This is a genomic window from Gemmatimonadales bacterium (assembly GCA_036265815.1).
Taxonomy (GTDB): domain Bacteria; phylum Gemmatimonadota; class Gemmatimonadetes; order Gemmatimonadales; family GWC2-71-9; genus CAVVWJ01.
This window is the reverse complement of record DATAOI010000037.1, coordinates 45,349-65,028: the sequence shown is the minus strand read 5'-3', so window position 1 is coordinate 65,028 and position 19,680 is coordinate 45,349. Positions and strand designations below refer to the sequence as shown.

Genomic DNA, 19,680 nt, shown 5'->3' with positions numbered 1-19,680 from the left:
GTAGTTGAGCACCATACGGGTGAACCCCGACCTCTCCGCCCAGTCCAGCCGCCGCCGATAGCCGCCGGACCCGCAGAACGGCCACCGCTCCATCATTTTCGACGAGACTTGGGCGTGGATCAGGTCGGACCCCGCAAAGCGACCCGGGCCGATGGCTACGCGCCCGCGGTCCTTCGCGAACCCCATGATGCAGAACAGGAACACCTCGACCCGGTAGCGCTCGCTCGGATCGTCGATGCTGCTGGTCCAGCTGAAGGCCCAGCGCGCCTCGGCGGCGGTAATCGGACGACCGACCCCTCCACCGATACGAGCGACGACCTTCCCCGTGGCCAGTCCCCGTTCGATTCCCCGGCAGATCCTCACGTACTCGTTGCGGAGCTTCACCTCCGCGGCGGCATGCGGCAGACGGGCGGCCGTGCTGGACAGCCCGTTGGTCATGGTCGAGGTCCAGTGCATCAGGAACTCCACAGTGCTGTCCTCGTTCCACCCGAGCATGAGCATCTTCCGGCTGGCCAGCGCCATCGCCGCGGCGTTTCGAGTTACCCCGTCCTGCAACCCTTCCTGCTCAAGACGATCGACGTCGATCTGGCCGACCCTGCCGGTCGACCGGGTCACGATTCGGGCACTCGTTGGCGTGCTCAGCGCCGGTGCACGAGGCGCACACTTCGAGCCCCGACACGGCGAAGGCGGCCGGCAGCGCTCCGCGAGGGCGAACACGTCCAAAGGATTGGACCCCGCGATCCTGTCCATGCTGGCCACCAATCGCGTGATCTCGTCCCCTCTGGACACGACGGACAACGGGGCCAGAGTATGGGAGTCGAGTTGGGTGGTGCCCGACGCGAGCGGCATCCGTAGGGTGTGCTTGCTCGTGGGGAAAACCTCGATCCAACCGGGGCGCACCTTCAGCCCCGCGGCTTGCAGCGCGGCCGGTATCAGCACAGGCAGGTCAGACCTGAAGGTCTGGCTAAGCCCAAGGGTGGAGACCGGCACGGCTAACGGGAAGAACAGGTGGAGTCCACGGCGGGGCGAGCGGACGACAACCGGCTCGCTGCCGAGAGCCCGCCTGCAGCCTTGGTAGCGTTCGCGGAGGCTGCCGGGTGGTTGTCCTGGCCGGCGGTCGATGTCGATCGCTAGGAACCGGGTCCAGTAAAAGGGCCTCCCGTGGAGCCTCCCCTCCTTGCAGTGCATGTGCAGGCTGAACCGCCGCAGGCGCTCGTCGCGGCCACCGGCAAAGTGCGCAGCCAGGCTGCCCACCCAATCGGTTCGGTAGCCCTTGGACCAAACGTCCCCGTGTGTCTCCCCCCACCCGAACTCCCTCCCAATGAACCAGTGGCAGTACCGGGCGACGACCTCTCGGGAAAGCGGCAGCCCACTGTACTGGATCACGGTATCCACGGCCCACTTAAATCGCTCTGCATCAGCCTCGATCACCTCACCTGGCACCGCCCCCAGTCGAACTCGCCGCATCCACCCCTCCGTCCATGTCAGACAGCACGGCACCGACCCCGACCCCTCCATACCCCCTGGGGCGCGAGGGACCCGTTATCCGACACACTGCGACACCTGGGTAACTACGTGCGACGTAGGCAGCTCGGCCTTTGGGCGAGGTGGGGGCCGATGGTGTCTTCGCCGTTGTTGACGGTGCAGATGAGGTGTCGTCGAGTGCCAGGGTCCTACTTGAATCGGCTAGGGTTCTAACATCGGGATGGCCAAACACTCGGGTTCTCATAACCAGTCGTCCCTCTCGGCTATGGCATGGCATCGAAGAAGTACGCCAGCCTCCCCTTCTCAGCGAGAGCGAGTCAGTTGCCCTAGTGGCGCGCGTAGCAGAGGTGCCCGTGACCCTCGCGATGAACCATTACTGGCCCAAGGCGGTGAGGGACGCGATTCGGCGACCCCTGTTCGCCATCCTCCTTGGTAAACACATCGCGTCGAAGAATCAGCTCATTCCCCAGAGCACAGCCGATCTCGTCGAGCATCTCGTGAGTCGTGCCTTTACAGCATCTAAAATCGACGTCGCGGCATTGGAGCCATTCCTTGAGCGACTAGCCACTCTGGTAACCGACCGAGAAGCGCCCGTAGTGCCCGTGCGCGAACTTCACGACGTGCATAGCGCGGGAGTGCTGCAGCAGACCGGCCTCATAATCAACGATGGTCGCACGATCGGCTTCTCACTGCCCATCCTTGCTGAATGGTTTGCGGCGCGGGCGTTGGTAAGCGGCTCACCCTCGATCTCTGAAGTTATCTCGGAAACTCAGCGTGCGGACCGATGGCGTTTCCCCCTGGCGATCGCGGTCGCGACATGTTTGTCACGTCGCGCCGATGAAATAATGGAGCCACTTGCAGTCAGCGAGCCTGCTCTGGCGTCCTGGGTTCTTGACAAGGGGGTCGCTCAATGGGGTTTCGATGAGAGTGTCGCTCCCCCACCGCCATTAGAGGCTGGCCGGTCAATTTGGAAGGCAATGCGCGCTTGGGTGGAAGGGGTCCGGCCAGTGGCTCCGGCTATCGCTCCGCTAAAGAGTAACGGCAGCCTGCGGCCGCTTGGCGTAAGCGTTCAAGGTCCGTGGCTAACATCAGCCTGGTATCGCGGGGTGTCGGACGTGCCTGAGATCAGCGATCTAGGTCCTGTGGACTGGTTCCACATGCCAGTAGGCTGGTCTGGTAGCCAGAGCGCACGGACAGGTGCTAGTCAGGCTTGGTCGTGGCGCTGGACACATGACAAGCTTCGCCAGCAGCTCTCGGAGTTCTTACGTCACCGTAGGCTGCCAACCGGAGTCGGTCAACTACGTGCCGAAGAAATGTGGGCGGCAGCCTTAGCAGTTAGCGGGAGTGCAGCGCGTTCGACCCATCCAATCTCCTTGAGTATGCTTGAGGAGCGGCTCTCCTTCCTTCCGGAAGGTTTGGCGCGTGCCGTTGATGCTCCTGAGCCGTTACTCAAGGGGCCCCATGACCTGACAGGGCTTCGGAAAGAAATTGCTGCCCTTCGCGAGCGAGGACTTGACAGCTTGGAGCCGCCATATCCCGCGCCGGAGGCGTTGCACGCGCCAGGCGTATGGATCCCTGGAACGAGTGGGCCGGACTTGGTGCTTCGTCGAACTATGAGCGTGTACCTAGCCGCCGCCACCGGCTACCCGGCATTCGTCCTTCGCTGGTTCCCTAAGTTTCGGCATCGATTCCGACACGCTGCGGTTCTCCCTGCTCGGATCGTGGGCTATGTCTGCCCGCCAGACCCTCGCGATAAGCATGGGCTACCGACTATGTCCTATACGTTTTGGCCACTTTCTATTGGAGAAACTACGCAGGTGCACTTCGAGCTCTCGGCTCAGAACCGATTCTGGGAGGACCTGGATCGTGATCGGCAAGCCTTAGCCGAGCGAACACGGGCCGTGCGGAGGAGTGCGAGTTCATGGTTGTTTCCGCCTGTCGTTACGTCTCACATTGATCACGTCTTCAGGCACTTCCCAGCACTGGAATTGGTTCACGACTGGCTACGACTCGACTTGCGGGACGTGCACTGGCTCCGGTGAGCCGCCGCTGGCCCCGGGAAGCAGAGCCCATAGTGTAGTAGGGGTTGTAGTAGTAAACCGGAGGGTTCCTGGCGCAGTACGGCGCTCCTTCACAGGGAGCTCCGCTGATCTGCCCCTACGCGTCGCACTCATAATGCCGGGGCCGCGGGTTCGAGTCCCGCCCCTGCTATCATCCTAAGCCTACGCCGAGTGGCCATAAGTAGAGCGAGGCTGTTTGACTATGCGGCCCCTAGGGTGGATATGGGGGTGCTGGGTACGCTGCTGGCGGAGGCCGGGGCCAAGGATCGCGTGGGCCTGTAGGGTTGGGAAGCAGCCGCGGCCCCGATTGCCGGCAACGAGTGGGATATCTGCTCGGCTGGCTGAAGCGGTCTAAGGTTCCGGGTTATCCGGTGCGGCAACGGGGCCCACACAACCAATGCGAGGACTGGTGACGAGCCGTCCCAGCTCCGGAGACCAAGTGGCCAGTACGACTCCGACGACCAGCCAGAGGAGCCCAAGGGTTTGAAGCCGGAGTCCGCCTGTTGCCACGTTGCGAACTCTGGCCTCCAGCCACTCATCCTGTTCGACCCGCTCTCGCCGTTCGATGGCCGCCTCGTCCTTCCGCTCCTTCGTTTCCTGCTCTAGGTCGTCCTCCAGCTTGTCGGCTCGATCCTCCAGTCCGTCTACAACTCGCTCTAGCAGATCCACGCGCTGAGAAAGCGTTGCGTCGGGCCCAGGCTTCACGCGGGCCCGGGCGCGCATTGTGCCTACACCGAGTGTTGCGGCCCCCACGCCCACTATGTTCGGCGGTCGAGGCTTCCTGCCGAGCTTACGGAGCAGGTCGCCCCACGTTCGACGTATGGCCTCCCAGACTTCATCCCTCATCTCCAGCGTAGTCGAGGGCAGCCCGAAGCTGCGTCGCAGGTCCGAGATGCCGAGGGCCACGGTGGCAAGCCCGAGCACCTGTAGAAGGCCCCCGACCGTGCGGGCACATGCCTCAGTACCTGCATCCCACTGACCCGCGAAGCTGGCCAGTGCAAACGCGAATAATCCCCACCCAAAGAGACGGGAGAAGTACCACGGCCAACGGCGGGACTGCGGCGCGTCCGCCATGACCTACAGTTGAAGCGAGGCGAGCGTCAACCCCACCCGGCGGCTTCCCGTGTGCTCGGTCAGTGTGCAAGAACTTGTGCAAGTTCGGATGCCGAAGGGGTGCGAACTCCACCGGCGAAGTCCACACCCCTAGATGCCGCTGGCCGTGAGGTTTGACGGCATATGTGAAAGATAGACTGGTGCAGCCGGCTCCCAAAGCAGGCGCGCTACCGCGGCCGCTCCCGGAAGCTGGGAGCGAGCGACCACCCCCGCGCTATGGCCGCGCTTCCGACTGCCCGTGTCCATAAGTAGTTCGCGGCAGTATGCTTGAGTTCACCTCCACTCCACCGGCCCCAGGTGGCGGACCTCCGCGAGCGGCTCCAGAACGGCTTAGCTGATCGTTACCGTATCGAGCGCGAGCTCGGGCGGGGCGGCATGGCCACGGTCTTTCTGGCGCACGACCTCCGGCACAAGCGTCCGGTGGCGCTCAAGGTGCTGCACCCCGAGTTGGCTCACACGCTCGGCCCCGAGCGCTTCCAGCGTGAGATCGAGACGGTGGCCCGCCTCCAGCACCCGCATATCCTCACCGTGCACGACTCCGGGTCAACGGCCGGGCAGCTCTGGTTCACCATGCCCTTCGTCGAAGGGGAGAGTCTCCGCGACTGGCTCCGGCGGGAGCAGCAGCTCCCCGTGGAGGTCGCGCTTCGGATCGCCACGGACTCGGCCCGGGCGCTCCAGTACGCCCACGACCACGGGGTGATCCACCGCGACATCAAGCCTGAGAATCTACTCCTCACGAAGGACGGCAGCACGCTCGTGGCCGACTTCGGCATCGCCCGGGCCCTGAGTGGGGGCGACGACCGGCTCACGGAGACCGGCATGAGCGTGGGCACCCCGACCTACATGAGCCCGGAGCAGTCGGCTGGGGATCGGCACCTGGATGCCCGGACCGACGTGTATAGCCTGGGCACGGTGCTCTATGAGATGCTGGCGGGTGAGCCGCCCTTCACCGGGCCCACGGCCCAGGCGGTAATCGCCAAGCGCCTCGTCGGCGAGGTCCCCCGGCTGCGCCGCGCGCGACCCAGCGTACCGGAGAGTGTGGAGGCCGCGGTCACCCGAGCGCTCGCGCCGCTGCCGGCCGACCGATTCGCGAGCGCCGCGGAGTTCGTCCAGGCATTACAGCCGACGACCACCACGCCGACTGCCACAGCCACCCGCCGCTCGGCTGCTGCCACTGGGCGCGCCCGGCGACGGATTCTGATGGCCGCGACGGCGCTGGTTCTCGGCGTCCTCATCGGACTCGGCGTGCTGTTCGCCTGGCGGCGGAGCCACGCGGGCGTCGGGGAGGCGGGCGGCGCGAAGGTGCTGGCTGTTCTCCCGTTCGAGAACCTGGGCGACTCGGCCGACGCCTACTTCGCCGACGGCATCACCGACGCGGTGCGCGGCAAGCTGTCCGCCGTCCCGGGGCTACGGGTGATCGCGAGCACGAGCAGCGAGGAGTACCGGCGCACCCGGAAGTCTGCGCGCCAGGTGGCACGTGAGCTGGGCGTCCGCTACTTGCTGATCGGCAAAATCCGCTGGCAGAAGGGCGGCGGGGCGAGTCGGGTCGAGGTGAGTCCCGAGCTGGTCGACCTCGGCGACCCGGACGCGCCCACCACCCGCTGGCAGCAGCCCCTCGATGCGGCGCTCACCGACGTGTTCCAGACGCAGGCCGAGATCGCCGGTCGGGTGGCGGAAGCCCTCGGCGTGACGCTGGGCGACAGCACACGACAGCGGCTGGCCGCGCGCCCCACGAACAACCTGGCGGCGTACGACGCTTATCTCCGGGCCTTGGACCTGCGCCGCACAGACGCGCCAGCCGCCGCCGCCGCATTCGAGCAGGCGATCGCACGGGATTCCGCCTTCGCGCTGGCCTGGGCCGAGCTCGCGCTCACCCACCAGCGCTTCCACTCCGTTGGGTTCACGTCGCGCGAGCAGGTCGAGCGCTCGAAGGGCGAGGCCGAGCGCGCCCTGGCGCTCGACCCGAGGCTGCCGCTGGCCTACGTCGCCCTCGGGCAGTACCACAAGGTGCGCGGGGAATTCGACCGGGCGCTCGCCGAGTACGCCCGGGGCCTCGCGGTCGCCCCGAACGACGTGGTCCTGCTGAGCGGGGTCGCCGAGGTGGACGTGCGGCGGGGGGAGTGGGCGCGGGCGGTGGAGGCGGCGCGTAGGCTTCAGCCCCTGGATCCCCGCTCGACCCTGCCGCTCTGGCTAGAGACCTGGGCGCTGATGCACGTGCGCCGCTTCGACGAGGTGCTCGCCGTCACCGACCGGGCGCGGGCGCTCGACCCCTCGAACCCGGAATGGTACCGCATGCGGATCGAGACTCGGGCGGCGGAGGGCGACCTCCCCGACGCGCGCCGGGAGCTAGACCTCGCCGAGCGCCAACTCGGCTACGCCCGGATGGTCGTGTACATCGGGCGGCAGTACGACCCGCAGTGGGTGCTCCCCGACAGCGCCAAGGCGTTCCTGCTGCGCCAGCGGCCGGAGGTCATGGAGGGTGACACCGCCGACTGGGGGCTGACGCTCGCGCTCGCGGCCCGCTACCTGGGGAACACGCGTAGGGCCCGCGCCTACGCCGACACGGCGTGGCGCTGGTTGGCGGCGCACCACTCAGCGCGCCCCGGGGTGCCGGCGGACTACTGGAGGCCCGGACTCTGCCTGGGGCACGCTCTGGCCGGGCGGGTGGGCGAGGCACGACGGTCGTGTGAGGTGCTCCTGGAGCGGCCCAGCCCCGACGCGACCTGGCGCGTCTTCGAGCTGCTCACCTACTCTCGCGCCGCCGTGGTGCGGGGGGACGCCGGGCGGGCCCTGCCCCTCCTGGAACGGCTGGCACCCGGGCCGGGCTGGGCCACGCCGGCCTGGCTCCGGCTCGACCCGATGTTCGCCCCGCTCCGGGGCAACCCGCGCTTCGAGCAGCTGGTGAACGGGTCGTGACCAAGGAGCTTCGCGAGCGACTCCAGAATGGGTTAGCTGATCGTTACCGGATCGAGCGTGAGCTTGGGCGCGGTGGTATGGCCATCGTGTATTTGGCGCAAGACATTAAGCACGAGCGCCCGGTCGCCCTCAAGGTGCTGCATTCAGAGCTCGCCGCCACGATAGGGCCAGAGCGCTTCCTGCGCGAAGTCCGCACCACTGCAGGCCTCCAGCACCCTCACATCCTGCCGGTACACGACTCGGGAGAAGCCGCCGGCCAGCTCTGGTACACGATGCCCTACGTGCGCGGCGAGTCGCTGCGCGACCGACTCCGGCGCGAGGCCCAGCTCCCGCTAGACGACGCGGTGGACTTAGCTCGCCAGGTCGCGCTGGCCTTGGGCTACGCCCATCGAGAGGGCGTCATCCACCGCGACCTCAAGCCCGAGAACATCCTCCTGAGCGAGGGGCAGGCGCTGGTCGCCGATTTCGGCGTCGCCAAGGCGCTCGCTGCCGGGAGTGAGAGTCGGCTCACCGAGACGGGCATGGCCGTGGGCACGCCGGCGTACATGAGCCCCGAGCAGGCCGGTGGGGGGCAGGTGGACGGCCGCTCGGATATCTATGCTCTCGGCTGCGTGCTCTACGAGATGCTCACCGGCGAGCCGCCGTTTAGTGGCCCGACGCCGCAGGCCCTTCTTGCCAAGCGAATTCTGGAGCCGGTGCCGCACGTGCGCACCCTGCGCGAGAGCGTTCCAGAGCCGCTCGAGCAGGCGATCACCCGGGCGCTCGCCAAGGCACCCGCCGATCGATTCGCGAGTGCGACCGAGTTCGCCCAAGCCCTACAGCCGACCACCGCTGCCCCGATCGCCACGCCCGCTGGCCACTCGGTGGCAGTGCACGGCCGCGCTGGGCCACGGATGCCGGTGGCTGCGATGGCCCTGGCCATTGGGCTCCTGATCGGGCTTGGCGTGCTGTTCGCCCGGCGGCGGATCCATGGGGGAATAGAGGAGACCGGCGGTGCGAAGGTGTTGGCGGTGCTGCCGTTCGAGAACCTGGGCGACTCCTCCCAGGCCTACTTCGCGGACGGGGTGGGCGACGAGGTCCGGGGCAAGCTGTCGCAGCTGGCAGGGCTCGCCGTCATTGCGAGGGCCAGCTCGAACGAGTACCGGCGGACGAATAAACCTCCGCAACAGATCGCACGCGAGCTGAACGCGGAGTATCTGCTGACTGGAACCGTCCGCTGGGAGAAGCACCCGGACGGCACAAGCCGGGTACGGGTCAGCCCCGAGCTGGTCCGGGTCGCACCCGGCGCGGCCCCCAGGACGAAGTGGCAACAGGGATTCGAGGCGGCGCTGACCGACGTGTTTCAGGTGCAGGCCGACATTGCGGGGCAGGTAGCGCAGGCCTTAAACCTGGCCCTGGGGGACAGTGTCAAACACGAGCTGGCGGCGAAGCCCACCCAGGGCCTGCCAGCTTACGATGCCTTCCTGCGGGGCGAGGCCGCGTCGCAGGGGATGAGCACATTCGACCCACCGAGTCTCCGCCAAGCGATCGCCGAGTATGAGCGGGCCGTGGCGCTGGATTCTTCGTTTGCGCTCGCGTGGGCGCAGCTGGCCCGGGCGCGTGCGAGGCTGCTGGCCGGCCTTGGCAGGGCAACCCCGGGGGAGGCCGAGGCGGCGCACCGTGCGGCGGAGCGGGCGCTGTCGCTGGCCCCAACCCGCCCCGAGGGTCACCAGGCCTTGGCGGCCTATTACGCTGTCGTGCCCCCGGGAGACCTCCCCCGCGCGTACGCCGAAGACAGCACCGCGCTCGTCCTGGCTCCGGGCGATGCCGGCGTTCTCGGAGCCGTCGGGTACGACGAACTCTTCCTTGGCCGTTGGGAGGCCGCGCGCAGGCACTTGGAGCATGCTGCCCGGCTCGATCCCCAATCAGGCACGGCCGCCGATCAGCTCGGGCAACTGTTGCTCTACGCCCGCCAGTACCCCGAGGCAGAGCGAGCCCTCGATCACGCGATGCAGCTCCTGCCAGCGAACCTGCTGGTGCGCGTGGATCGGGCGTTGGTGCCGCTGGCACAGGGTAACCTTGCCCGCGCCCAAGCCGTCATTAACGCAGCGCCCAAGGAGGTAGATCCCACCGCACTCGTGGCGTTCGTGGCAAACTACACGGACCTCATGTGGGTACTGAACGAGGCGCAGCAACGGCTCTTGTTGCGGCTCACGCCAAGCGCGTTCGACGATGACCGCGCGCTTTGGGGCCTCATCCTCGCCCAGACCTACGCCCTCCAGGGCAACATGGCGAAGGCGCGCGTGTACGCCGACTCATCCCTGCGGGCGAGTCAACAGCAGCTTCAGGCATTCCCCCAAGACGCGCAGAGTCACGCGTTCCTCGGGCTCACGCTGGCCTACTTGGGACAGAAGGCGGCAGCGGTGCGGGAGGGCAAGCAGGGCGTCCAGCTCCTGCCCATCTCGAAAAACGCTTACGCAGGGCCGTACATTCAGCACCAGCTCGCGCGGATCTACCTTCTCGTGGGCGAGCCGGAAAAGGCACTCGACCAGCTCGAGCCCTTGCTCAAGATGCCCTACGTCCTCTCGCCCGGCTGGCTCAAGATCGACCCGAACTTCGCCCCGCTCCGGGGCAACCCGCGCTTCGAGCGGCTGGTGAACGGGTCGTGACCATAGACCTTCGCGAGCGACTCCGGAACGAGTTGGCTGATCGCTACCGCATCGAGCGTGAGCTTGGGCGCGGTGGCATGGCCACCGTGTACCTCGCGCAGGACCTCAAGCACGAGCGCCCGGTCGCCCTCAAGGTCCTGCATCCGGAACTCGCCGCCACTTTGGGCCCTGAGCGCTTCCTGCGGGAAGTCCGCACGACGGCCCGGCTGCAGCACCCGCATATCCTCCCGGTGCTGGACTCCGGCGAGGCCGCCGGCCAGCTCTGGTACACGATGCCGTACGTGCGGGGGGAGTCGCTGCGCGACCGGCTCCGGCGCGAGGCCCAGCTCCCACTACACGACGCCATGGAGTTAGCCCGCCAGACAGCGCTGGCCCTAGACTACGCCCACCGAGAAGGGGTCATCCACCGCGATTTCAAGCCCGAGAACATCCTGCTGAGTGAGGGGCAGGCGCTGGTCGCCGACTTCGGAGTCGCCAAGGCGCTCGCTGCCGGGAGTGAGAGCCGACTCACCGAGACCGGCATGGCCGTGGGCACCCCGGCGTACATGAGCCCCGAGCAGGCTGGTGGGGGCCCGGTGGACGGCCGCTCGGATATCTACGCGCTCGGCTGCGTGCTCTACGAGATGCTCACCGGGGAGCCACCATTCACCGGCCCCACGCCGCAGGCCATTCTCGCCAAGCGCGTGCTGGAGCCGGTGCCGCACGTGCGCACCCTGCGTGAGAGCGTGCCGGAGCCGCTCGAGCAGGCGGTCACCCGGGCGCTCGCCAAGGCCCCCGCCGACCGATTCGCGAATGCGGCCGAATTCGCCCAGGCATTGCAGCCGACCGCCGCCGTGACGGCAGCTACGCCCGCCGCGCGCGCCGGGCGACGAATGCCGGTGCCTGCGATGGCCCTGGCCGTCGGGCTCCTGATCGGGCTCGGCGTGCTGTTCGCCTGGCGGCGGAGCCACGGAGGAGTAGAGGAGACCGGGGGTGTGAAGGTGCTCGCGGTGCTGCCGTTCGAGAATCTGGGCGACTCGACCGATGCCTACTTCGCCGACGGGGTGACCGACGCGATCCGGGGCAAGCTCACCTCCTTGCCAGGCCTCGAGGTAATCGCCTCCAACAGCTCCGGCCAGTATAGACGGACGTCCAAGTCCCCGCAGCAAATCGCGCGAGAACTCGGCGTTGACTACCTGCTCGTGGGTAAAGTGCGCTGGGAGAAGCGGGTCGACAGCACCAGCCGAGTGCAGGTGAGCCCCGAGCTGATCCAGGGCTCCAGTGCCGCCGCCAAGTGGCAGGAGCCCTTCGAGGCCCCACTTACCGATGTGTTCCAGGTGCAGGCCGACGTGGCGGCCCGGGTGGCCGAGGCGCTTGGCCTGGCGCTCGGCGCGAGCCAGCGCGAGCGGCTCGCCGAACGCCCGACGGAGAACCTCGCGGCCTACGACGCCTTCCTTAAGGGCGAGGAGGCGATTAGCGGCGACCTAGCGGCCCAGCGACGCGCGGTCGACTATTACGAGCGCGCAGTGGCGCTTGACTCCACATTTGCCCTCGCCTGGGCTCAGCTCTCGCGGGCGCGCGGGCAAATGTACTGGGTCGCGCCTACGGCCGCCGGGGCGGCGGCCATGCGCAGGGCCGCTGAGCGGGCGTTGGCGCTTGCGCCGAAACTGCCCGAGGGGTACTTCGCCCTCGCGTTCTACTACTACTCCGTTCAGCACGACGTCACGCGCGCACTCGAGCAGTCCACACGGGCGTGGCAACTCAGGCCGAAGGACGCCCAGTTCCTAGTCGTGGTTGCCCAGAACGAGCTTGATCTCGGGCACACTGAGGAGGGGCTCAAGCACCTGCGAGAGGTGCAGATGCTCGACCCCCGCTCGGTCGAGACGGCGACACGCGCGGTGCACGCGCTGGTCGGGCTTCGCCGCTACCGCGAGGCGCTGGAGGCGGCCGAGCGGGGGCTCGCCCTTGCCCCGGCCGACATCCCGCTAATCCACGCTGTGGTGGAGGCCCATCTCGCCCAGGGCGACCTGGCCGGAGGGCAGGCGGTGCTCCGAGCCGTGCCACGGGAGGTGGACCCCGCCGCGCTCGTGGCCTACGTCGCCACCTTGGACGATCTCTACTGGGTGCTGGACGATGCGCAGCAGCGGCTGCTCCTCCAACTTTCGCCCGCGCCGTTTGGTGACGACCGTGCCACGTGGGGCATCGCGCTCGCCGAGACGCACGCGCTCCGGGGCGACACCGCGCTGGCGCGAGCCTACGCCGACTCGGCCCGGATCGTCCTGAAGGCCCGCCTTCGAGACGTGCCTCAGGATGCCGTGACCCACGCATACCTGGGCCTGGCACTTGCCTACATGGGGCGCAAGGCCGACGCCATCCGCGAGGGCGAGCGTGCGCTGGCGCTGCCCATCAGCATGGATCTCCGGGGAGATTTTAAGCACCTCCTCGCCCGGATATACGTCCTGGTGGGCAAGCGGGAAAAGGCACTTGACCTGCTCGAGCCGCTGCTTCAGAGACACTACATCTCGCCCGGCTGGCTCAAGATCGACCCCACCTTCGACCCGCTCCGGGGCAACCCGCGCTTCGAGCGGCTGGTAAACGGGAGATAGCCGTCGTCCGGGTAGGCCGAGCATATGAGGCAGGCGACGGGCTGAGCGACGATGTGTACCAGCGACCTTCATAGTGACGAACTAGTGCCAAGCACCCTAGCATCCACCGTCGCCGGCCAGCGCGCGTCAGCGTACAACCACTTCGATACCAGTGGCTGGCGCTGCCTTTCGCCAGCCAGCGCTGGCTCCGCCCGCCTCCGGAGCAAGAGGTCGCGCGTTCGAGTCGCGCCGGGCCCACTCTGGAAGATCTTCCCCCGCCGACACTTGGGTGTCGCGGGGGTCTTCTTTTGCCTCGGCGCTCGGCTGCTTTATGACACTAGTTATGTCAAACGCGAGCCGGATGAGCTGATCGCCGAGCCGCTCATAGTGCCGCTCGACCCGGTACTCGACCACCTCTGAGCGATGGCGGACAGCGCCCAGATGAGAGTACATCTCCTCGCTCCCGTGGCCGAGTTCCCGACTCACCACGTAGAGGCTCACCGGGGCGCCGCGGTCGAGCGTCTGCAGCCTGGCCGCACAATAGGTGTGCCGGAAAATGCGGTGCCGGATCTCCCCTCGCTTCCAGCCGGCCCACTTGGCGATCCGGTCGAGCAGCTTCCGCGTATCGCTCAGCATCTCAGTCGAGCCAGGGGCCGGGAAGAGCAGCGTGCCACCCGCCTCGAGCCGCGGCCCGAAGACCCAGGCCCGAAGAATCGCCTCGAGCTGCGGAAAGAGGGGCACGACGCGCCAGGAGGTCTGGGTCTTGAGTCGCCTGAAGGCGTTGGGGCGGAAGGTGACGGTCTTCCGATCGAAGCTCACGTCATCGAGCTCCAGGCCGAGGACCTCGTGGTAGCGACCGCCGGTGAGCAGGAAGGTGGCGAGGAAGGGATGCGCGAGGCTCGCCCCGATCGCGGCGCCGGCGGCGGTCTGGAGCACTGGGAGGGTCCTGGCTGACTCCAGCAAAAGCGCGGCCTCGTGCACCTCCAGCCATTTTGCCTCTTTCCGTACGACCGCAGGCTTCTCCATCAGGGCCGCAACGGGGTTGAAGCCGACCGGCACCAACTCGCTCTCCTGCGCTCGCCGGTAGAGGTTCGAGAGCGCGAAGAGATGCGCCCGCACCGTATAGGTGGTCATGGTCCGGCTCGAGCCCGCTTCCTTCCGCTCCTTGGGCTTCCGCGCTGGCTGGCTCGTGAGCCATTCTGCGAAGCCGCGGACCTCGCTCGGTCGGATCCGGTCGAGCCCCCGCTCTGCCCCGAAGAAGGCGACCGCACGCTTGAGGAATCCCTCGGTTGCGGCAAGCCAGCCGTCCGTCACGTTCCCTGCCCTCTTCTTGGCGATCAGGTGGTCCCGAGCGAAGCCCGCGAGCGACGGCGCCGGCACCCGACCCGTGTCCTGCTGCGCCCGCTGGAGTTCGCGCAGCTCCTTCAGACGCACATCGGCGAGCCGAGCCGCGAGATCGGGGTCTGACGTGGCCAACTTCGCGCCTGCAGGGATGAGCGGCTCGCGGGTGCCACCCACTGCGGCATAGTCCCGGAAGTCGCCCCAGAGGCGGCCGTGGTTCCAGTAAACCCGTGACCTTCGCTTCCGCGGAGTCATACTCGCGTTCCTTTGGTCAGAGAGTGCTGTACGAGGCTGAGGGAATCGGCAGCGTGCTCGGGCGCCAGCGGGCCGCCTGCCAGGCTGCCACCGCGAGGGCCAACACGAGGTCGTCATGCGCCCCCTCGCGACGCCAGTTGCCGTAGCTGTCATGCGCCGTCAGTGGGTCAATCTTCACTTGGAAGGTGAGCAGCTCCTGAATCAGCGTTGGCGTGAATCGCGAGCCAGCAGTGAGACGAAGTCGCCGGGTCTGCATGAGGGCCGTGGGACGGGGGACGGCAACCTCTCCCCGCTGATGCTGGGTCCGGCGATCAATAGCCCCGCGCCCGCCCTGGACGTGGGCCGCCGGTTCCGGTTGCTCACCAACGTGACCCACCCCGACGTGCCACCGAACCCGACGGAGTGGCAGCGGGTGCTCGATGGCCTCATCGACAACATCGACGTCGCCGGGCCGGACGACACGGTGGTGCTGCAGATTCGGGACCGGGGTGGGCTCTTGCTCAACCGCGTGATCGAGGACTCAGTAGCCTACAGCACTCTGGGCGGCACGCCGGTCGAGACCGTCATGCAGCAGATACTGACAGCCGGCGCCTCGGCCCTGCCGCCGCTCGGGGTGAGCGTCCCTACCTTGAGCCTCGTCACTCCGGTGTCGCCGGGTTGGGACATCAAGCAGTTCAACCAGCAGCAGATGCCCATGCTCGAGGCGCTCCGGAAGCTGGCGCTCCAGATCGGCTGGGACCTCCGCTACCGGAACGTCGGCGGCGACGAGGCGCCGCAACTCTACTTCCTCGATCCGGACCGCACCAAGACCCGGCCGGATCTCACCCTGGGTCCGACCGAATACTTCGACGTGCGCGACCTGACGCTCATCGGTGACGATATCCGGAACGTGGTGCGCGGGTGGTATGGCAACCGGCTGACCTACCAGAGCAGCAGCACCACCGATGCGGCGCTCGCCGGCCGACTCACCAGCTCAATCCAAAAGTATGGCCGCCGGTTCATGCAGGTCGTAGAAGATTCGAGCAGCAACGTGGACACGCTGGAGGAGATCACCCGCATGGTGGACGCGGCGGCCAGCGACCTCTGCGAGCCGTTTGCGAGCCAGGAAGTGAGCCTCCGCTACTTCTGGCCCGTGCAGTTGAATGACCTGATTCGCTTCCAGGCGAACGGGGTCCACTATGACACGGACCAGGACTGGAGCGTGGTGAGCTACCAGCACTCGCTCGGCGCTGAAGAATCAACGACCACGATCCGCACCCGCGGGAAGCCCATTGCGGCCTACCATGACTGGATGCGGGGCAAGCCACGCCGGGTGCATGTGGCTACCGAGCCGCCGCCCATCGGGCCAGATGCCGAGGAAGGCGCGCTCTGGCTGCCGGTGGACAGCGTGCTCTTTCCATGAGCCTCGACACCGCCCTTAAGGAGGGCTGACATGCATCCGATCATCCACTGGATCCGAGAAGTTGAGGAGGTTGGATACCAACGCGCCATCACCGTCGTAGTCGCCGGAGAGGTCATTTCCGGCTCACTCTGCCCCTTCGGCCGATACACCCGCTGGCGGGACGAGTGCGACCGGCGCGCCGGGCTCGCGGGCGGCCGGCTGGAGATCCCCGTAATTGAAATCCCGCCGCTCACGGAGGAGGAACGGGCCGACTTTCGCGGGGAGTGGGCGGTCCGGCTCGCCACCGCCCGGGCTGAACAGGGCTTTCCCAGCGACGATGAGGCGCTGCGGGGACTCTTTGATTACTTCGCTGTCAGTAACGCGCGGCTGCGGATGGACAAGTATGAGTTCCTCGTCGTGAAGACCGCCGATGTCGGCGCCTTCTACCCTGGACTGCTTGAGGAGGCTAGACCGGGGAAGGTTCAGCGGGAGCAGCAGGGCTTCTATTGCCCGTTTACCGCACGTCCTTGTCCTGAGGCTCCCAAGGTCCCCTAGTTCCTTCGATCGCCTCCCAAAGCGCCTCCTAGGAGCGTCTGGATAGCCTGAACAGCCCGCTTGAGCGGCGAGCCGGCGAGACGTAGCGTGCGGAGATGTGTCTCGCGGGTTATCCTCCTGAATCCTTTCTCGCCTTGAGGAAGATCACCCAGGAAATCGCGGAGCGGTCTGCCGAAATCTGTGCTGACGCGGCTAGGACGCGCGCCGCATCCCAGAGCCTTCTCGCTGAGGTCAGAGCCGCCCGCGAAGCTCGCCAGTCCCAGCGAGCTGAACCTGACGGCCGCTGAGCCCATCGATCGCCTCCCAGAGTGCCTCCAAGAGCGTCGGCGGTACCCTCGCGAGCCCGCGGGTCCGTCCCTCGTGGTACATTTCTGCATGACCTCCTCGAAGCCGTACCCGAGCGAGTCACCTGAGAACCGCCATGACCTCGTTCTCGCCAGCGCGTTCGCGCTGATCGCCTGCGCCATACGGCGAATTGAGGAGTCGCGCATCATACTGGACAGGCATCTGCTCCCGAGCCATGCCTAAAAACCCGAGCCTCGCAAGGACGAGAATCCCGCCAGCAGTGTCCGCACGGCCTCCTGAAGCGCAGCGATACTGAAGGGCTCGTATGGTGTCCGCACGCCCTCTGGGAAGTCTTGACCGGAAGGCGTGACAGGTCGTCGATGTGGAGGACAGGCAGAGCCGGAAGAGCTGGTGTAATCGCTTCACCACTTCAGCACCGCTCATGTGGGGCATGCAGTTGCTGGTGATCACCAGGTCGAAGCTTGCCGTCTGCCAAGGGCGTCGCGGCGCCCGCACCTCGACAACCTGTCGCATCCATCCTGCGAGGAGCGTCCCGAAGGCGTGCGCACCCTCTACAAGTCTTCAGCATCGCCGCGCTTGAGGGATGGATGAGCTCAGAGTCCCGTGAGGCCCGGCTCCGGCCGGAGTTCGCCCAGGCCTACCCGCCGCTCACTGCGGACGTCTGGGAGGCCGCCGCGGTGATCACCGAGAAACTGATCGCTTGGCGCCTGCGGCGCGCGGAGAGTGGGCTGTTCGGGTGGGATCGAGTGCTGAACCCTGAGCATTTCGAGTTTCGTGGAGGGCCGGAAAGCCGACCGGAGCCCCCATCGCGGAGAACAGATGCCACGGAGTGAGACGCAGGGGTCAAACAAGATTCAACGCTGGGCCCGGGTACTGCCCGGGCTCGCTTAGAAACGGCCCGGTCTACCGAGAGACTGGGTGCGGGTGCTCGAGCGGCATCCCGCGCCGATCGGCCTGACGAATGATGGCTACCCGACTCCCGGCTATGTGTGGCTGGACACGCCGCAGAAGGTGCTGGGCATGAGCGAGCACCTGCTGGAGTTCAGGGAGGGCCTGAGGTCGTGAACTCCCCTTCCGTCAACTCTGCTGCGAGCATACGAGAGCGGCCTGATACTTTGCGCACGGCGTCACCAACGGCCGATGGTAGGTACAAGGGAGAAATAGACAATGCGCCCGACAAAGTCTCGTTCGCGGTTTACGCTTTTCGCTAAGACTACGGCACGAGCGACGGGCAGACCCGCGGCTTTCATCCTCGCGGTTGCTGTGATCCTTGCCTGGTTAGTGACAGGACCCTTGTTCCGGTTCAGCGATACGTGGCAACTGGTGATCAATACCGGTACGACTGTCGTCACCTTCCTGATGGTGTTCCTCATTCAGAATACCCAAAACCGTGATGCGGAGGCCGTGCAGGTGAAGCTGGACGAGTTGCTTCGCGCGACCAAGGGCGCTCATAACGCCCTGCTCGACCTTGAAGAGCTCGAACAGATCGAACTCGACCACATTCGGGCCGGCTACGGCCGCTTGGCGGAGGATGCCAGGGCAGACCTGCGGCGGGGAGAGCGGGACACTGGCGCACCTGAAGTCACGTGATCGCGGCAACTCGCCGCGTCGCCTCAGCAAGCTGCTCGCAAAGGTTTGCTTGGCTAGAGCATGTAGAAGCGCGGCGCGTAGCCGAAAAGCCCGGGACCTGATCGGCGGTGGGATCCGAAGAGGGAAGAAAGTTGCCCCCCCCGGTCATCGACGTTACGGCTGCGGCACCACCTGCGGCCCAGGCACGAGGCCGCTCACGGTTTGGAGGAGTTGAGCGGCGGTGAACGACTCCGGCAGGTGCTGCACATTCGAGGGCATGCCGGGGATGGGCGCCGTCCCGATGTGAAGCACCGGCAGCCCGGGATGGGTCTTCCGGATGGACCGGACCAGCGCCGGTGTATCTACCCCAGTGCCTTCCGTGTTGAGCACCAGCAGTCCAATCCCGTGCAGGTCAGAGCACAACTCCTCGGCGGCTTCTCCATTGTAGGCTTGAAAGACATAATAGCCGCTCATCCGCAGCAGGCCAGTGACGGAATGCAGCAGCGCGTTATAGTCACAGATGACGATGCGAAGCGCCCCTGGGCGGGCGGCTGGTGGGGACGACATGTGAGTTCTTGCATCCGGCGGAGACGGCCGGTCTTGACAGGAGGTGTTCGGTACTTAGGCGAAACATACCACTCGGCCGCCGGATTGATAGGCCGTCCTGCTCGACTGAGGACACACTGGTACAATTCTGGAGCCAGCGTGACCCCTGCCGAGATCACCATCCTGCGCTCGCTCGCCGAAGCCGACGTGGTGACCTTTGTGCCCGAGGGACACACGGCCGCGGCGCTGGCCCGGTTCGAGGTGACCCTGGATAGCCTGCGCGAGATGCGAAAGACAAGATGGGTGGAGCTCCAGGTAGCAGAAGACAAGCGGCGGAAGGGCGGGCACCCGTTGCGGAAGCTGGCCGGGCGGTGCATGGGGGCGTGTAGAGAGGCTGCGGCTGTTAGGGGAGTTCGCCCGCCCTCGCCATCGAGCGCAAGTCGTTCACCAGCGGTGGTCGGACTATCTATTGGCCGGACCGGGCGGTAGCTTGGGTTAGCAGTTCACCTCTCCCTGCCAAGGCCGGCTGTCATCGCCGGACCAAGGACCCCAAGTTGTCCGCGTCAGAACGATACCCCTCAGGCGAGGGGCGTAGTGCTACTTTGCTCCCGCCAGGCGTGCCCCTGTTTGCCCGTAGATGGTTTTCTGTACTCGCCACGGCGGCCGCGCTCACCCTCACGGCCTGCGGTGGAGCGGGAAGTGACGTCCAGCCGCCGACCGATCCAACCCCGCCGCAGCCAGAGCCCGAGGCCGAGGGCACGTGGGCCGGCGCGATGGGGTCACTCGGCGCGGACTCGGTGGCCATTCCGATCTCGCTCTCAGAAGCCGCGGGGGTGGTCCAAGAGAGTGGGGTGTTGCCGCTGACGTTCCACCGGCGCTAGGCTGACGCCGGCTCCCCGGTTTATGACGATCTTTATGACAATCCCCGCCAACGCTGGTCA

Annotated in this window: 12 protein-coding genes; 8 read left to right on the top strand and 4 right to left on the bottom strand. The window is 66.7% G+C overall.

Translation table 11 applies throughout. The features are described 5' to 3' along the window. Both VHR41_08050 and VHR41_08045 read right to left on the bottom strand, forming a co-directional pair. The coding region (locus tag VHR41_08050; GenBank protein ID HEX3234137.1) for a hypothetical protein at positions 1-615 on the bottom strand (615 nt) is incomplete at its 3' end. Positions 616-3,896: 3,281 nt separating this feature from the next. Next, positions 3,897-4,451: a hypothetical protein gene (locus VHR41_08045; GenBank protein ID HEX3234136.1), complete on the bottom strand. Its 555-nt coding sequence runs from the start codon at positions 4,449-4,451 to the stop codon at positions 3,897-3,899. Positions 4,452-4,925: 474 nt separating this feature from the next. Between VHR41_08045 and VHR41_08040 the strand changes: the two genes are divergently transcribed. The 3 genes from VHR41_08040 to VHR41_08030 are packed head-to-tail and all read left to right on the top strand — an operon-like array spanning position 4,926 to position 12,807. Then, positions 4,926-7,574, top strand: coding sequence for a protein kinase (locus tag VHR41_08040; protein ID HEX3234135.1), 2,649 nt, complete (start codon positions 4,926-4,928; stop codon positions 7,572-7,574). After that, positions 7,571-10,222, top strand: a complete 2,652-nt coding sequence (locus tag VHR41_08035; protein HEX3234134.1) for a protein kinase — start codon at positions 7,571-7,573, stop codon at positions 10,220-10,222. The genes VHR41_08040 and VHR41_08035 overlap by 4 nt, the downstream gene beginning before the upstream one ends. Beyond that, positions 10,219-12,807, top strand: coding sequence for a protein kinase (locus VHR41_08030; protein ID HEX3234133.1), 2,589 nt, complete (start codon positions 10,219-10,221; stop codon positions 12,805-12,807). The genes VHR41_08035 and VHR41_08030 overlap by 4 nt, the downstream gene beginning before the upstream one ends. Positions 12,808-12,933: 126 nt before the next feature. Here VHR41_08030 and VHR41_08025 read toward each other — a convergent pair whose 3' ends face one another. Next, positions 12,934-14,382 carry a tyrosine-type recombinase/integrase gene (locus VHR41_08025; protein ID HEX3234132.1) on the bottom strand — a complete coding sequence of 483 codons (1,449 nt, stop codon included), beginning with the start codon at positions 14,380-14,382 and terminating at the stop codon, positions 12,934-12,936. Positions 14,383-14,497: 115 nt separating this feature from the next. On the opposite strand from VHR41_08025, the gene VHR41_08020 reads away from it, so the two are divergent. The 5 genes from VHR41_08020 (at position 14,498) to VHR41_08000 (ending at position 18,214) form a co-directional block, all read left to right on the top strand. After that, complete coding sequence (locus VHR41_08020) at positions 14,498-15,784, top strand: hypothetical protein (GenBank protein HEX3234131.1); 1,287 nt, start codon at positions 14,498-14,500, stop codon at positions 15,782-15,784. A gap of 30 nt (positions 15,785-15,814) precedes the next feature. After that, on the top strand, positions 15,815-16,318 hold the full coding sequence (locus VHR41_08015) for a hypothetical protein (GenBank protein HEX3234130.1): 504 nt from the start codon (positions 15,815-15,817) through the stop codon (positions 16,316-16,318). An 893-nt stretch (positions 16,319-17,211) separates the two neighbouring features. Next, on the top strand, positions 17,212-17,457 hold the full coding sequence (locus tag VHR41_08010) for a hypothetical protein (protein HEX3234129.1): 246 nt from the start codon (positions 17,212-17,214) through the stop codon (positions 17,455-17,457). A gap of 85 nt (positions 17,458-17,542) precedes the next feature. Continuing rightward, complete coding sequence (locus tag VHR41_08005; GenBank protein HEX3234128.1) at positions 17,543-17,689, top strand: hypothetical protein; 147 nt, start codon at positions 17,543-17,545, stop codon at positions 17,687-17,689. Positions 17,690-17,791: 102 nt separating this feature from the next. Next, the gene (locus VHR41_08000; GenBank protein ID HEX3234127.1) at positions 17,792-18,214 is read left to right on the top strand and encodes a low affinity iron permease family protein; all 423 of its coding nucleotides are present in this window, start codon (positions 17,792-17,794) and stop codon (positions 18,212-18,214) included. A 153-nt stretch (positions 18,215-18,367) separates the two neighbouring features. Here the strand turns inward: VHR41_08000 and VHR41_07995 are convergent, their stop codons facing one another. Further along, on the bottom strand, positions 18,368-18,760 hold the full coding sequence (locus VHR41_07995) for a hypothetical protein (protein HEX3234126.1): 393 nt from the start codon (positions 18,758-18,760) through the stop codon (positions 18,368-18,370). Positions 18,761-19,680: the final 920 nt, after the last annotated feature.